This window comes from Micromonospora sp. URMC 106 (genome assembly GCF_051386395.1).
GTDB lineage: Bacteria > Actinomycetota > Actinomycetes > Mycobacteriales > Micromonosporaceae > Micromonospora.
Genome location: NZ_JBPQTP010000054.1, coordinates 13,440 through 29,021, shown reverse-complemented (window position 1 = coordinate 29,021; position 15,582 = coordinate 13,440). Strand labels below are relative to the sequence as shown.

Below are 15,582 nucleotides of genomic sequence, written 5' to 3'. Positions count from 1 at the left end.
GGCATCCGTCTGTTTCCACGCCTGTCACCAAACGTCGGCTCCCCCCGCAGCTCCACGCGCGGCCGTCGATCGAAACCGGGTCAGGCGTGCTCGGTGTGGCGGTCCGGCGTGACCGGCCGGCGCGGGGCGGGGCGGGCCGGATCCCCGCCGAACCGGGTCGAATCCGCCGCCAGGTCCGGGTGCTCGACGCCGAGCGCCAGGGCCGCCGCCTCCTCCAGCCCCAGCTCCGCCCCCTCGCCGTACGCGGCGTCGAAGGCCGCGTCGCCCAGCGCCCGGCGCAGCTCCCCCTGCCGCTGCGCCCAGTACGCCCCGTAGATGCCCGGGGTGCACCGCATGCTGGCCCGGATCGCGCCCGCCGCGCCGAAGAGCCGGGCGGCCGTCAACCCGTCGCCGCCGGCGGCGCAGCGCACCGCGAGCGCGTGAAGAGTGTCGCAGGCCCGGCCGTGGAAGCCGTGGCTCATCCGGGACCGGAGCGCCACCTGGAGGTGCTCGTGCGCGGCGATCAGGTCGCCGCGGGCCAGGGCCACCATCCCGAGCAGCATGTCGACCGAGCGCCGCCCCCGCTCGACCGGGCGGGCCGCCTCCACCGGGCGGGCCGCGCCCAGCAGCTCGGCGGCCTCGTCCAGGGCGCCCCGCCGCCAGAGCAGCTCGGCCAGGCTGAACACGGCGAACAGCGCGTCGCCCACCACGTCCTCGTCGTGCGCCCAGTCGATGACCTCCCGGCAGACCCGCTCGGCCTCCGCGAACTGTCCCATGTCGACCAGCGGGGCCGCCCGCCCCGCGAGCACCCGGGCGAGCAGGGCCGCGTCGCCGGCCTGCCGGGCCGCCGCCTCCGCCCGCTGGGAGAAACGCAGCTCCTCGGCGAACTCGCCGTCCGCGCCGGCGTGCAGCGAGTGCATGTGGTACGCCGCCGCCAGCTCGGCCTCCGGGATCCGCTCCCCGGTCTCGGCGATCCGACCGTACAGCCGGAACAGCCAGAGCCGCCCCTCCCGGGCCAGGCCCCGCTCCCGCCACCACTGGTCCAGGCCACCGGCCAGCCGCAGCCCCGCCCGGGCGCTGCCACCGGTCGCGCACCAGCGCAGCGCGGCGCGCAGCTCGCCGGCGAGCGGGTCCAGGGCGTAGAGCGAGAGCGTGACCGGCCGCCCGTCCGGGCCGAGGTGCGCCCGCTCCAGCGCGTGCGCCGACCAGGCCACGTGCCGGTCCCGGGCGGCCTGCTCCTCCCCCGCCTCCGCCAGCCGCCGGGCCGCGTACGCCCGGATCGGGTCCAGCATCCGGTAGGTGCTGCCCGAGGCGTGCGGCTCGGCCAGCACCATCGACTTGTCGACCAGCACGGAGAGCGGGTCGAGCGGATCGGTGCCGAGCAGCCACTCCACCGCCGCCAGGTCCACCGGGCCGGCGAAGACCGCCAGCCAGCGCAGCAACCGGGCGGCGCGCGGCCCCAGCGTCCGGTACGACCAGGTGACCGTGGCCTGCATGGTGAGGTGCCGTTCGGTGGCGGACCGCTGCACCGCCCGGGTCGCCGGGGTCGGCGGCGACACCCCGACGGCCGCGGCGACCAGGTCCACCGTGTCCTGCTGGTTGCCCGACCAGCCCCGCTCCACCGGCGGCGGCTCCAGGTCCGCCCGGCCCGCGTCCAGCGTGCCCAGCACGTCGTCGAGGCGCTCGGCGAGCTGACCGACCGAGAGCACCCGCAGCCGGGCCGCCGCCAGCTCGATGGCGAGCGGCAGCCCGTCCAACCGCCGGACCACCCGGCGCAGGTCGGCCGACTCGGCCGGATCCGGCTGCCGGCCGCCCCGGGCCGCCGCCGTCCGGTCCAGCAGCAGCGCGACCGCGTCGCTCTCCGCCCCGTCCACCGGCGGGTCGACCGACAGCGGCGGGATCCGCCAGACCACCTCGCCGGGCAGGCCGAACGACTCCCGGCTGGTGGCGAGCACCTGCACGCCCACCCCGCCGGCGAGCAGCCGGGAGATCACGTCGGCGGAGGCGGCCGGCTGGGCGTCGCAGGTGTCCAGGACGACCAGCATCCGGCGCGCGGCCGCGTACTCCACCAGGGTCTCGACCATCGGGCGGCCGGGCTCGGGGCGCAGGCCGAGCACGGCGGCGACCGCGAACGCCACCAGACCCGGGTCGGTGACCGCGGCGATGTCGACGAACCAGACGCCGTCCGGGTACGCCTCCACCAGGTCGGCGGCGAGCTCCACGGCGAGCCGGGTCTTGCCGGCGCCACCCGCGCCGAGCACGGTGACCAGCCGGTGCGCCTCCACCAGCCGGCGCAGCTCGGCGCGCTCGGCCTGCCGGCCGACGAACGAGGTGATCTGGGTGGGCAGGTTGTGCGCGACCGCGTCGGCGGTACGCGGCCGTGGGAACTGCCGCTCCAGGCCGGGCGCGACCAGTTGGAAGAGGCGTTCCCGGTCGTCGAAGCCGCGCAGCCGGTGCAGACCCAGGTCCAGCAGGGACGCGCCGGCCGGCAGCGGGTCGGCGTGCCGCGCGGTCGACGCCGAGCAGAGCACCTGCCCGCCGTGCGCGGCGGCGGCGACCCGGGCCGCGCGGTGCACCTCGGGGCTGGCGTACTCGCCGTCACGCGGCTCGGCCCGGCCGGTGTGCAGACCCATCCGGACCCGGGGCACGGCGTCCGGCGTGGGCCAGTCGTGGTTGGCCAGGGCCCGCTGCGCGGTCAGGCACGCGGTCAGGGCGGCGGTCGCGTCACCGAAGGCGAGGAAGAACGAGTCGCCCTCGGTCAACAGCTCCGCGCCCTCGGTGGCGGCTATCGTCCGGCGCAGCAGGCGGCGGTGCTCCCGCAGCACCGGCCGGTAGTCCGGGCCGAGCATCTGCGCCAGCCGGGTCGAGCCCTCGATGTCGGTGAACACGAAGGTCACCCACCCGCTCGGGAGGTGGATCCGTGGCGACATGCGTGGGACCTCCCCCGTGACGTCGACTCATGCTGCCTGATACCCGACCGTCACGCATCGTGAGAACGGCCCGGCCGGGTTCGGACTCGAAGGTGCCCGGCGACCTCGGCGCGGACGGACGGGGCCGGCCCGACGGTCGGCGGACGCCGACGCGTCAGCAGCCGCAGGCGCCGCCGCAGCAGCCACCACCACCACCGGCGGCGGGAGCGGCCGCGCCGCCGACCGCGCCGCGACCCTGGCCGGTGACGGCGACCGTGGAGAGGAGCTTGACGGTGTCCGTGTGTCCCCACGGGCAGGGCGCCGGCTCGCCGGCCTGCGCCATCGGACGGTTGACCTCGAAGGTGTCGCCGCACGCGCGGCAACGGAACTCGTACCGGGGCATGACACCAGGGTACGGCCGGGCCTGACTCCCGAGGAGACATGGGTGATACTCAACTTGTGGTGGACGGCGAGGACAGATCGACCCTTCGGCCCCTGCGACCGGCCGTGCCGCCCGACGGGCCACCCGCCGGCTCCGGGGCCGCCGCCGGGTCGCCGCCGCGGCCGCCCCGTCCCCGCCGCCCGTGGCTGAGATCCGAGACCACGGCCGACGCCCCGCCGGCCCCTCCCGCCGCACCGTCCAGCCCGGACGCTCCGCCAGCCGGGTCGGCACCCGCAGCCACGCGGAGGCAGGGCGACGACACGGCCGACGCGAAGCCCGGCGACGGCGCGCCCGCCGCCGAGCCGGTCGACGCCACGAACCGGCCGGTCGCCACCGCGAAGCCGACCGACACGCCCGACACCCCCGCCGACGCGAAGCCCGCGGGCCCGCCGGCCGCCGCCGCGAAGCCGGCCGGCCCGCCCGCCGCCGACGCGAAGCCCGACGGCGGTCCGGCCGACGCGGGGAAGCCCGGCGACGCCGGCCCGCCCGCCGACGCGAGATCCGCCGGCACGCCCGCCCCGGGGGCGATGCCCGGCGACGCCGCCGGCGCGAAGGCCGGTGGCGCCGGGGCCGGCGCCGCGGGCGGCTCCGCCGGGTCGACGCCGGAGGGAAAGAACGACCTGGCGGCGACGAAGGTCGACGTGCTCACCAACGGGCCGGCCACGCGAGCCCGCCGACACCGGGTGCCGTTCGCGCACGCCGTACGCCTGCCGCCGCCGCGCCGGGCGGCGGCGATCGCGGTCCGGGCCACCCGGGACTGGTCGCGGCGACCCAGCGGACGGCTCACCCTGCCCGGGGTGTTCCTGCTCGCCCTGGTCGCTGCCACCGCCGCCGCGGGCGCGCTGCTGGTGCCCGCGACGGTCCGGGCGCCCCGCCCGGTCGCCGACGCCGCCTCCGTCGCGCCGACGGCGGCCCCGCAGCAGCCGCTGCCCGGCGGGCTGCCGCTGCCCACCCAGACGGTGCCGCCACTCGGCACGCTGCCGACCGGCCCGGCCGTCGGCGGGGTGCCCACCGGCCGGCCCGCGGACGCGCTCGCCGGTTGGGCCGCGGAGGTCGGCCCGAAGGTGGGCATCTCGCCGGTGGCGATGCAGGCGTACGGCTACGCCGAGCTGGTGCTCGCCCAGACCAACCGCAGTTGCGGCCTGAGCTGGACCACGCTGGCCGCCATCGGCTTCGTCGAGTCCGGGCACGGCCAGGCCAACAACGCCCGGCTCGGCCAGGACGGCAGGGCGCTTCCCGAGATCATCGGCCTGCCGCTGGACGGGCAGGGTAACCGGATGCGGATCGCCGACACCGACGGCGGGCGGCTGGACAAGGACACCACCTTCGACCGGGCGATCGGGCCCATGCAGTTCATCCCGACCACCTGGCAGGAGATCGGGGCGGACGCCGACAACGACGGGGTCAAGGACCCGCACGACCTGGACGACGCCGCCCTCGCCGCCGGCAACTACCTCTGCAAGGGCAGCCGGAACCTCACCATCCCGGCCGACTGGTGGAACGCGATCCTGTCGTACAACGACGTCCGCCAGTACGCCCAGGACGTCTTCGACACCGCCAACCGGTACGGACAGGCCAGCCGCACGTGAAGTGATCGTCCGCATACATTGGAGAACTGGACACTTCCGCCGGGCAGCCGTTAGCGGCAAGCTAGACAGGTGATGGTGCGCGAGTGGGACCCCAGGACCGCGTCGTCCGCCGAGATCGCGTCGCTGCTGGACACGCTGAACGCGGTCCTGGCGGCCGATCTGCCGCAGGATCCGCCGTGGCGGGAGGGTTCCCTGCGGGAATACCTCTCCGAGGTCATGCCCGGGGAGCGGCGGATCTCCTGGGTCGCCCAGGCGGAACCGGCCGCCGGCGGGGCGCCGGGAGCGATCCTCGGCCAGGTGAACGTGCTCCTGCTCGGCGACATCGGCGTGCTGGAGGTGCTGGTGCACCCCTCGCAGCGGCGCAACGGGCTCGGCCGCGACCTGGTCCTGGTCGCCGCCCGCCGGGTCTACCAGGAGGGCTTCCAGTCGATCGGGGTGGAGGTGGTCGGCGACACCCCGGCCGTCGCCTTCTACGAGTCGCTCGGCTTCGCCAAGGAATACGTCGAGACGCGCAGCGTGCTCGACCTGTCCGGGGTGGACTGGGCCGAGCTGGCCGGGATGGCCACCGGCATCGGCGCGGGTTACCACCTGGAGTTCTGCCCCGGCGGGCCGCCGGACGACCTGATCGACGCGTACGCCCGGGCGAAGGCGGAGGTGCGCGACGTCGAGGACGGCGAGCTGCGCCCCAGCTCGTACGACCCGCAGCGGCTGCGGGACAGCCTGGACTGCCTGCACCGGCGGGGCATGAAGCCCTACATCGTGCTGGCCCGCCACGAGCAGACCGGGGAGGTGGCCGGCCTGACCGAGGTGGTGGTGCCCGCCCAGCACCCCACCCGCGCCGACCAGTACGACACCATCGTCGTGCAGGATCACCGGGGCTACGGCATCGACCGGGCGATCAAGGCACGGATGCTGCTGGAGCTGCGCTCGGCGGAGCCGGAGCTGACCGAGGTGCAGACCTGGAACGCGCAGGCCAACGAGGCCATGCTGAAGGTCAACGCCGAGCTGGGCTACCGCCCGGACCGCGAGTGGTGCGAATACAGCGTCGACGTGGCCGAGCTGGTGCACCGTCTCGACGCCGGACGCTGACCGGAGAGTTCACGAAACCGTCCGGTGGGGGATGGACGGCGGTCAGCAGCGCCCCTTAACGTGCGTTAGTTCCCCGTCCACCCATCGTGGAGGCCTCATGCGCCCGCGCCGCACTCTTGCCGCGCTCGCGACCGCCACCGCCGCCGTAACCGTGGCGGCCCTCGGCGTCGCACCCACCGCGGCCAGCGCCGCGCCCACCGACCTGTTCATCTCCGAGTACGTCGAAGGCTCGTCGAACAACAAGGCGATCGAGCTGTTCAACGGCACCGGCGCCGCCGTCGACCTGACCGCCGGCGGCTACCAGCTCCAGTTGCACTTCAACGGCTCCACCACCCCGACGAACCTGGCGCTGAGCGGGACCGTCGCGGCCGGCGACGTCTTCGTGCTCGCGTCCGCCTCGGCCGCGCCCGCGATCCTCGACCGGGCCGACCAGACCACGACCGCCAGCCTGTTCAACGGCGACGACGCGATCGTGCTGCGCCGGGGCGGCACCGTGCTCGACTCGATCGGTCAGGTCGGCGTCGACCCGGGCGCCGAGTGGGGCGCCGGCGCCACCAGCACCGCCGACAACACGCTGCGCCGGTCGGCCGCCGTCACCGCCGGCGACACCGACCCCGCCGACGCGTTCGACCCGGCCGCCCAGTGGGCCGGGTTCCCGGTCGACACGTTCGACGGACTCGGCACGCACACCGTCGACGGGGGCGGCCCGATCGACGCGCCGGCGACGCTCACCTGCGGCCCGGCGCTGGTGACCCCGGCCGGCACGGCGGCCACCCGCGAGGTCACCGCCACCGACGCCGACGATCGGATCGTGGACCTGGCGGTCACCTCGGTCAGCCCGACCCCGGCCACCGGCTCCATCAGCCGCACGGCCGGCACCCCGGCCGACGCGGTCGGCGGCACCGCCCGCGCGACCGTCGGCGCGAGCGCCGACCTGGCCGCCGGGGCGTACACCGTGGTGCTGACCGCGACCGACGCGGACGGCGGCACCGCCACCTGCGCCCTGGCGGTGCAGGTCACCCGCGAGCTGACCGTCGGTGAGGTGCAGGGCCCGACCGCCGACGGCGAGTCCGGCCCGGCCGACCGGTCCCCGCTCGCGCCGGCGTCCGGCAACGGCACCAGCAGCACGCTGTACGACGTGCGCGGCGTGATCACCCAGCTGACCCTGGCCCGCGACTCGTCCGGCCGGGACCAGCGCGGCTTCTTCCTGCAGAGCCGGTCCGGCGCGACCGACGGCGACCCGACCAGCTCGGACGGCGTCTTTGTCTTCATGGGCTCGTTCACCTCGCTGATCGGCGGCTACGTGCCGACTGTCGGCGACGAGGTGGTGCTCCGGGCGCGGGTCTCCGAGTACTTCAACTTCACCCAGCTCTCCGGCGCCTCGCTGGTCCGCAAGCTCGCCTCCGGCGTCGACGTGAACGCCGAGGTCGAGGTGGCCGACGCGGTGCCGCCGGTCGAGGTGGCCGACGCGCAGCGGTTCTGGGAGCGGCACGAGGGCGCCCGGCTGCGGGTGCGGGCCGGCTCCGGCGCGGTGAGCGGGCGGAACGTCTTCGCCTCCACCGCCGACGGCGAGATCTTCGTGATCGACCGGGACGACCCGCTGCTGGACCGCGCCGACCCGTACGCCCGCCGGGTGTTCCGGGACGCGCACCCGCTCGACAACGACCCGAGCCGCCGCTTCGACGACGGCAACGGCCAGCGCATCCTGCTCGGCAGCATGGGGGTCAAGGGCGCCACGGGCGACAGCGGCGCGCTGCTCCCGCCCGCGCACACCTTCGACACGCTGACCGCCGACGCGGTGGGCGGGCTCTACTACTCGTTCGAGAAGTACGGCGTGCAGGTCGAGCAGGCCGCGTTCACCGGCGGAACCGACCCGTCGACGAACAACCCGCCGAAGCCGGCCAACCGGTCGGAGGAAATCGCGGTCGCGACCTACAACGTCGAGAACCTGTACGACTACCGCGACGACCCGTTCGACGGCTGCGACTTCGCCGGCAACGCCGGCTGCACCGGGGTGCGCCCGCCGTTCGACTACGTCCCGGGCAGCGAGCAGGAGTACCGCGAGCAGCTCGCCGCGCTGGCCGACCAGATCACCACCGACCTGCACTCCCCGGACCTGATCCTGGTGCAGGAGGCGGAGGACCAGGACATCTGCGCGGTCTCCGGCGGCGAGCTGGTGTGCGGCGCCACCGACAACGCGGACGGCGCGCCGGACAGCCTCCAGGACCTGGCGCTGACCATCGCGGCGAACGGTGGCCCGGCCTACGCCGCCGCGTACGACCGGAGCGGCGCGGACGCGCGGGGCATCACCGCGGCGTTCCTGTACCGCACCGACCGCGTGTCGCTGGCCGAGGCGACCGCCGGCGACCCGCTGCTGGGCTCGACGCCGACGGTGACGTACCGGGGCGCACCGCTGCCGGGCAACGCGGACGTGCAGAACCCGAAGGCGCTCAACGCGATGCTCCCCGCCGACGTGGACACGTCCACCGGCAAAGACGGCAACAACGTCTTCACCCGCGCCCCGCAGCTCGGCAAGTTCACCGTCGCCGCCACGCCCGGCTCCGCCGAGCGGTACACGCTGTGGGCCGCCAGCAACCACTACTCGTCCGGGCCGGACAGCCGGGTCGGGCAGCGCCGGGAGCAGGCCGCGTACGGCGCCGCGATCGTCACCGCGATCGAGGCGTCGGACCCGCACGCGCGGGTGGTGTACGGCGGGGACCTGAACGTCTTCCCCCGCCCCGACGACCCGATCGCCACGGCGGCGGAGCCGACCCCGTCGGACCAGCTCGCCCCGCTGTACGAGGCCGGCATGCGCAACCTGTGGGACGACCTGCTCGCCGACGCGCCGTCGTCCGCCTACTCGTACAGCTTCGAGGGGCAGGCGCAGACGCTGGACCACCTGTTCGTCAACGGCGCGCTGCACCGGGACCTGGTGGAGATGCGGGCCGCGCACATCAACGCCGACTGGCCGGCCGAGCACGCCGGTGACGGCACGCGCGGCTCCAGCGACCACGACCCGCAGGTGGCCCGGTTCCGCTCGCGGGCCTCGTTGAGCGTCGCCGACGTGTCGGTTGTCGAGGGCGACAAGGGTGCCCGGCAGCTCACCTTCACCGCCACCGTGTCCCGGCCGCTGTCCCAGCCGGTGGTGCTCTGCGCCACCACGTACGGCACCACGGCCCGGGCCGGCGCCGACTACGACCCGTACGTCGGCTGCAAGATCCTGGCCGCCGGGCAGACCTCGCTGGCCTTCCCGGTGACCGTGCACGGTGACCGGAAGCGGGAGGCCGACGAGAAGCTGACGCTGCTGGTGGCCGGCGTACCGGGGCTGCGCCTCGCCGACCCGGTCGCGGTGGGCACCATCACCGACGACGACTGACGTCGTTCGACGGCCCGTTTCGACGGCCCGCCGGCCAGGGGGTTCCCTGGCCGGCGGCCCGTCTCTGGTTCGGCGGGAGCGTCGGTCATGCCGTCACCGTCCCGGTCGGCGCGCCCCGCCCGCAATCGCCCTTCTGACCAGCACACCTGCCGGCCCACGCGAGGCGGGGGCGGGACTCTCCGCGTCGGGAGCGGTCAGTAGCGCTGGCGGAGGAGCTGGGCGGCCTCGACCGCCCAGTAGGTGAGGATGATCTGCGCGCCGGCCCGCCGGATCGAGGTCAGCGTCTCCAGCATGACCCGCTCCCGGTCGATCCAGCCGTTCGCGGCGGCCGCCTCCACCATCGCGTACTCGCCGGAGACCTGGTAGGCGGCGACCGGAACGTCGACCGCCGCGCGGACCGCCGACACCACGTCGAGGTACGGCAGCGCCGGCTTGACCATCACCAGGTCGGCGCCCTCGGCGACGTCCAGCTCGACCTCGCGCAGTGACTCCCGAAGGTTGGCCGGGTCCTGCTGGTAGGTGCGCCGGTCGCCCTCCAGGGCCGACTCCACCGCGTCGCGGAACGGGCCGAAGAAGGCCGAGGCGTACTTGACGGCGTACGCCAGCACGGCCACGTCCTGGTGGCCCGCGGCGTCGAGGGCCCGGCGTACCACGCCGACCTGGCCGTCCATCATCCCCGACGGCCCGACCATCCCGACCCCGGCGGCGGCCTGGGCGACCGCCATCTCGGCGTACGCCTCCAGGGTGGCGTCGTTGTCGACGTCGCCGTCGGGGGCGAGCAGGCCGCAGTGGCCGTGCGAGGTGAACTCGTCCAGGCAGAGGTCGCTCATCACCACCGTGGCGTCGCCCACCTCGGCGACGACGTCGCGGATCGCGACGTTGAGGATGCCGTCCGGGTCGATCCCGCCGGACCCGGTGGCGTCGCGCCGCTCGGGCACGCCGAAGAGCATGATCCCGCCGACGCCCGCCTGGACCGCCTCGGCGGCGGCCTTGCGGAGCGACTCCCGGGAGTGCTGGAGCACCCCCGGGAGCGATGCGATCGGCCGCGGTTCCGTCAGCCCCTCCTTGACGAACATCGGCACGACCAGCTCGGCCGGGTCGACGCGGGTCTCGGCCACCAGCCGCCGGACGGCCGCGTTGCGGCGCAGCCGGCGTGGCCGGATCTCGGGGTACGGCATCACGGGCCTCCTGCTACGACGACTACCGGAACCTCAGGGCGGTCGGCCCCTGCACCTTCGAGCCGCGGCGCTGCTTCGCCGGCATGGCGGCGAGCTTCTCGCGCAGCTCGACGGCGTAGGCGGCGAGCGCCTCCACCAGGTCGGGGACCGAGGCGTGGGGCGGCTGGACGTCGACCCGCAGGCCGAACTCCGTCGCCGTCTCCGCCGTCTTGGGCCCGATGACTGCAACAACGGTACGGGCGTGCGGCTTCCCGGCGATGCCGACCAGGTTCCGCACCGTGGAGGACGAGGTGAAGAGCACCGCGTCGAAGCCGCCGGACTTGATCGCGTCCCGGATCTCGGCGGGCGGCGGGGCGGCCCGGACGGTCCGGTACGCGGTCACGTCGTCGACCTCCCAGCCCCGCTCGGTGAGCCCGGCGGCGAGGGTCTCGGTGGCGATGTCGGCGCGCGGCAGCAACACCCGGCCGACCGGGTCGAGGATCTCGTCGTGCGGCGAGAACTCGGCCAGCAGCCCCTCGGAGGACTGCTCCCCCGCCGGGATCAGCTCGGGCTGGATGCCGAACGCGCGGACGGCGTCGGCCGTCGCCTCGCCGATGCAGGCGATCTTGACGCCGCCGAAGTGCCGGGCGTCCAGGCCGTGCTCGGCGAACTTCTCCCAGACCGCGCGGACGGCGTTGACCGAGGTGAAGATCACCCAGGCGTACCGGCCGTCGACGAGGCCCTTGACCGCCCGCTCCATCTGCGCCGGGGTCCGCGGCGGCTCGACCGCGATCGTCGGCACCTCGCAGGGGATGGCCCCGTACGCGCGCAGCCGCGCGCTCATCACGCCGGCCTGCTCCTTGGTGCGGGGCACGAGGACCTTCCAGCCGTACAGCGGCCGGTTCTCCCACCAGCTCAGCTTGTCCCGCTGGCCGACGCCCTCGCCGACGGTGAGCACCACGCGGCCGGTGAAGCCGAGCGCCGCCGCCACGAAGGAGTCCACGGTCGACGTGGTGGTGTACTGCGTCTCGCCGGTGCCGTCGCCGGTCACCCCCACGCTGGTGGCGCCGTCCACCCCGGCGGCGAGCAGCCCGTCGCGGATCGCGGCGAGGTCACCGGCGTCCACGGCCAGGGCCAGCGAGCCCCGGCCGACGGCCGCGGCCAGCGCGTCGAAGTCCAGCGTGCTGACGTCCTCGACGTCGGCCGCCGTGCGTACGCCCGGCAGCGGCACGCCGGCGTAGGTCGCCACACCCTCGGCCTGCCCGACACCCGGGACCACCTCGAAGTGCGCGGCGGTACGCGCCACCGCCTGCACCTCCCGGACCACCGACTCGTGGCCGAACGGGTCGCCGGCGACCAGGTGCACCGCGTTCAGCCCGGACCGGGCCGCCGAGATCAGCACCTTCGCCACGTCACCGGGCGCGCCCTCCGCCGGGGTGAACTGGGCGTCGGACCTGGCCTGGGCGCGGACGGCGTCGAGCAGCGACTCGGGGACTCCCCGGTCGTACACCACCTGGTCCGCGTCGACCAGGGCGTCGTGCGCCCGGCGGGTCAGCAGGCCCGGGTCGCCGGGACCGGCCCCGACGAACGCGATACGGCCTACGGGCTTACGGGTGCGGGTCATTCTGTGCTCCCAAATTGCTGGGTCCCCGGGCCGGCGTGTCCTTCTTGGCCGAGGATCGAGTCGGCGCCGAGGTCGAGGAGTTCGGCGGCGAGTGCCTTGCCGATCTCCGCCGCGTCGGCGGGCGTTCCGGTGCGGGACAGCCGGAGGTCTCTCGTGCCGTCCGGGCTGATCACCGCTCCGCGCAGGTAGATCTCCTCACCGGCGTCGCCCTCGGCGAGTTCGGCGTAGGCGGCGACCGGAGCGGAGCATCCGGCCTCCAGGGTGGCCAACAGCGCCCGCTCCGCGACGACCGCGGCGCGGGACGGTGCGTGGTCGAGCACCGCGAGCAGCTCGACCAGGTCCGTGTCGTCGATCCGGCACTCCACCGCCAGCGCGCCCTGGGCGGGCGCCGGCAGCATCAGCATCGGGTCGAGCGTCTCGGTGATCACGTCGGTCCGCCCGAGCCGGGCCAGCCCGGCCCGGGCCAGGACGACGGCGTCCAGGTCCGCCGCCGGGCCGAGCACCCGTGCGAGGCGGCTGTCGACGTTGCCCCGGATCGGGGTGACCTCCAACTGCATCCCGAGCGCGTGCAGCTGGGCGATGCGGCGCAGCGCACCGGTGCCGACGGTCGCGCCGGTCGACAGCTCGGTGAGCGTCCGGCCGTCGCGGGCGACCAGCGCGTCCCGTGGGTCCTGCCGGGTCGGCACCGCCGCGATGTGCAGCCCGGGCGCCGCCGCGGTGGGCAGGTCCTTGTAGGAGTGCACCGCGAAGTCGATCTCGCCGGCGGTCAGCGCGTCGCGCAGCGCGGAGACGAAGACGCCGACGCCGAGCCGGTGCACCGGCGCGGAGGAGCGATCGCCCGCGGTGACCACCTCGACCAGCTCGACCGGGCGCCCGGTGGCGGCCGTCAGGGCCTCGGCGACGTGGCCGGACTGGGCCATCGCGAGTGCGCTGCCCCGGGTACCGAGGCGCAGGGGCGTGCTCATCGCTCACCTCCGGTGGGCGGAACGTCGGCGGGGCCGGACGACGGCGGGACGTCGGCGAGGCCGAACAGCGGTACGACGTCGCTGTCGACGACGTCGGGGACGGTGTCGACCGGGGACGTCTGCGGCACCTGGAGGTCGAACAGCTCGCGCAGCAGGGCCGCGTACTGGTCGCCGCCGGGCTCCGCGGCGAGCTGGCGGACCCGCACGGTGGGCTGGTGCAGCAGCCGCTGGACCACCCGGTGCACCGTCCGGGCGACCTCGGCGCGCTGGTCGTCGGTGAGGTCCGGGCGGCGCTGGGCGAGCCGGCGCAGCTCGGCGGTGACCACGTCGTCGGCGCGGCCGCGCAGGGCGGCCACGGTGGGCGCCACGTCGGCACCGCGCAGCCAGGTGAGGAAGGCGTCGACCTCGCCGGCCACGATCCGCTCGACGGCGGCGGCGTCGGCGGCGACGGGCCCGTCGGCGAGCAGCCCCGCCATCCGGTCGATGTCGATCACCTCGACGCCGGGCAGCTCGGCGACGCCGGGCTCGACGTCGCGGGGCACGGCCAGGTCGAGCAGGACCAGCGGTCCCCGCCCGCGGTCACGCCCGGCGAGCGCCCGGGTGACCACCTCGCGGGTGAGGACCGCTTCGGTGGCCGCGGTGGCGGCCACTACGATGTCCACTGTGGAGAGCGCGGTGGTCAGCTCCGCCATCGGCGTCGCGCTGGCCCCGTACGCCTCGGCCAGCCGGACGGCCCGGTCGGCCCCCCGGTTGGTCACGGTGATCGGCCCGGCGCCGAGCCGGGACAGCGTGGCCACGCCCAGCGAGCCCATCGCGCCCGCCCCGACCACCAGCGCCGGCCGGCCGGCGAGGTCGCCGTCGAGGTGCCCGGCGGCCAGCTCCAGCGCGGCGGTCACCACGCTCTGGCCGGCCCGGTCGATGCCGGTCTCCGCGTGGGCCCGCTTGCCGACCCGCAGCGCCTGCTGCATCAGCTCGTGCAGCAGCCGGCCGGCGGTGTCGGCCCCGGTCGCCGAGTGGTACGCGTCGCGGAGCTGGCCGAGGATCTGGGCCTCGCCCACCACCATCGAGTCGAGCCCGGCGGCGACCCGGAAGACGTGCTCCACGGCGGCGGCGTCGAAGTGCACGTAGAGGTGGTTGGCGAGCGCGGCCGGCTGGGACCCGGCGTGGTCGGCCAGCACCGCGCAGATGTCGCCGAGACCGCCGTGGAAACCGGACACGGCGGCGTAGACCTCCACCCGGTTGCAGGTGGAGACGAGGACGGCCTCGGTCACGTACGGCTGCGCGACCAGGCGGTCCAGGGTGCGGGTGAGATCGGCGGGGGCGACCGCGAGCTGCTCCAGCGTGGCGACGGGAGCGGTGCGGTACGACGCACCGACGACGAGCAGTTTCACGTGCCGATCGCCTCCTGGGTGTCGGTGACCGCGAGTCCGCCCGGCAGGGCGGTGAGGGCGGACCCGCCGGTGGCGGGGAGCGCGGTCAGCGATGCCTTGCGGTGCTCGTGGAAGGACAGGATCTGCAGCTCGATGGCAAGGTCGACCTTGCGCACGTCGACCCCCTCCGGAACCGAGAGTACGCACGGGGCGAAGTTCAGGATGCTCGTCACACCGACGGCCACGAGCTGGTCGGCGACCGCCTGGGCGGCCGGGGCCGGGGTGGCGATCACGCCGATGGCGATGGACTCCTCGGCGGCGACCCGCGGCAGCTCGTCGACGTGCCGGACGACCAGCCCGTTGATCTCCTCGCCGACGCGTCCCGGGTCGGCGTCGAAGAGCGCGGCGATCCGGAAGCCGCGGCTGGCGAAGCCGTCGTAGCCGGCCAGGGCGTGACCGAGATTACCCACGCCGACGAGGGCGACCGCCCGGCGCTGGGTGAGCCCGAGCACGAACTCGATCTGGTCGATCAGCAGCGCCACGTCGTAGCCGACACCCCGGGTGCCGTACGAGCCGAGGTGCGAGAGGTCCTTGCGCAGCTTGGCGGAGTTCACGCCCGCGGCGCTGGCCAGCCCCTCGCTGGACACCGTCTCGTGACCGGTCTCGGCGAGGTTGTGCAGGGCACGGAGGTATTCGGGGAGCCGCGCGACGGTCGCCTCGGGCAGGTCCGGGAGCGCCGGTACGGCACCGGCGCGACCGGGCGCGCCAGGGTGACGGTGCTGACTCATGAGACTCCGTGCGGTGCGATCCTCGGCCAGCTCCAGCGGCCGGCCGTTTCGGGACTCCCGCTGGCGACCGAGATTGCCGGCTGTGCTAGCAGGGCGCGTCGGAATCACAGAGTAGGCGCTTGTGAAGGCGTGCACAAATCGCGATCTTGAAAGCTCGCGACGCGGCTTCACCTGGCCCTCCATTCCGCAAGATCGATCCGGCGGCCTCCGCCGGCGCCGCTCGGCGATTATTGCTCAATTACGACTTCTCTGACCAATCGCGCGAGCGCGGCTCGCCGCCGATTACGTCACGCC

At 75.1% G+C, this 15,582-nt stretch carries 10 protein-coding genes; 3 read left to right on the top strand and 7 right to left on the bottom strand.

The annotated features are described in order from the left end of the window. Positions 1-80 precede the first annotated feature (80 nt). Positions 81-2,909 (bottom strand): ATP-binding protein, encoded by a 2,829-nt coding sequence (locus ACSNOB_RS18000; protein WP_436687707.1) that lies wholly within the window; start codon positions 2,907-2,909, stop codon positions 81-83. Positions 2,910-3,063: 154 nt separating this feature from the next. After that, the gene (locus ACSNOB_RS17995) at positions 3,064-3,291 is read right to left on the bottom strand and encodes an FmdB family zinc ribbon protein (protein ID WP_436687706.1); all 228 of its coding nucleotides are present in this window, start codon (positions 3,289-3,291) and stop codon (positions 3,064-3,066) included. Positions 3,292-3,329: 38 nt separating this feature from the next. On the opposite strand from ACSNOB_RS17995, the gene ACSNOB_RS17990 reads away from it, so the two are divergent. From ACSNOB_RS17990 to ACSNOB_RS17980, 3 genes are all read left to right on the top strand, one after another. Beyond that, the gene (locus ACSNOB_RS17990) at positions 3,330-4,919 is read left to right on the top strand and encodes a lytic murein transglycosylase (protein ID WP_436687705.1); all 1,590 of its coding nucleotides are present in this window, start codon (positions 3,330-3,332) and stop codon (positions 4,917-4,919) included. Positions 4,920-4,991: 72 nt separating this feature from the next. Next, a complete protein-coding gene (locus tag ACSNOB_RS17985; protein ID WP_393106260.1) occupies positions 4,992-6,008 on the top strand; it encodes a GNAT family N-acetyltransferase in 1,017 nt (338 codons plus the stop codon). A gap of 97 nt (positions 6,009-6,105) precedes the next feature. Continuing rightward, complete coding sequence (locus ACSNOB_RS17980) at positions 6,106-9,384, top strand: lamin tail domain-containing protein (RefSeq protein ID WP_436687704.1); 3,279 nt, start codon at positions 6,106-6,108, stop codon at positions 9,382-9,384. 194 nt (positions 9,385-9,578) lie between these two features. Here ACSNOB_RS17980 and hemB read toward each other — a convergent pair whose 3' ends face one another. The 5 genes from hemB to ACSNOB_RS17955 are packed head-to-tail and all read right to left on the bottom strand — an operon-like array spanning position 9,579 to position 15,288. Next, a complete protein-coding gene (gene hemB / locus ACSNOB_RS17975; RefSeq protein WP_436687703.1) occupies positions 9,579-10,562 on the bottom strand; it encodes a porphobilinogen synthase in 984 nt (327 codons plus the stop codon). Between the two features lie 22 nt (positions 10,563-10,584). Beyond that, positions 10,585-12,165, bottom strand: a complete 1,581-nt coding sequence (locus ACSNOB_RS17970) for a uroporphyrinogen-III synthase (RefSeq protein WP_436687702.1) — start codon at positions 12,163-12,165, stop codon at positions 10,585-10,587. Further along, entirely contained in the window at positions 12,162-13,130 is a 969-nt protein-coding gene (hemC, locus tag ACSNOB_RS17965) for a hydroxymethylbilane synthase (protein ID WP_393105872.1), read from the bottom strand. Before hemC ends, ACSNOB_RS17970 begins: the two co-directional genes overlap by 4 nt. Next, the gene (locus ACSNOB_RS17960) at positions 13,127-14,521 is read right to left on the bottom strand and encodes a glutamyl-tRNA reductase (protein WP_393105874.1); all 1,395 of its coding nucleotides are present in this window, start codon (positions 14,519-14,521) and stop codon (positions 13,127-13,129) included. The genes hemC and ACSNOB_RS17960 overlap by 4 nt, the downstream gene beginning before the upstream one ends. Beyond that, on the bottom strand, positions 14,518-15,288 hold the full coding sequence (locus ACSNOB_RS17955; protein ID WP_436687701.1) for a redox-sensing transcriptional repressor Rex: 771 nt from the start codon (positions 15,286-15,288) through the stop codon (positions 14,518-14,520). The genes ACSNOB_RS17960 and ACSNOB_RS17955 overlap by 4 nt, the downstream gene beginning before the upstream one ends. Positions 15,289-15,582: the final 294 nt, after the last annotated feature.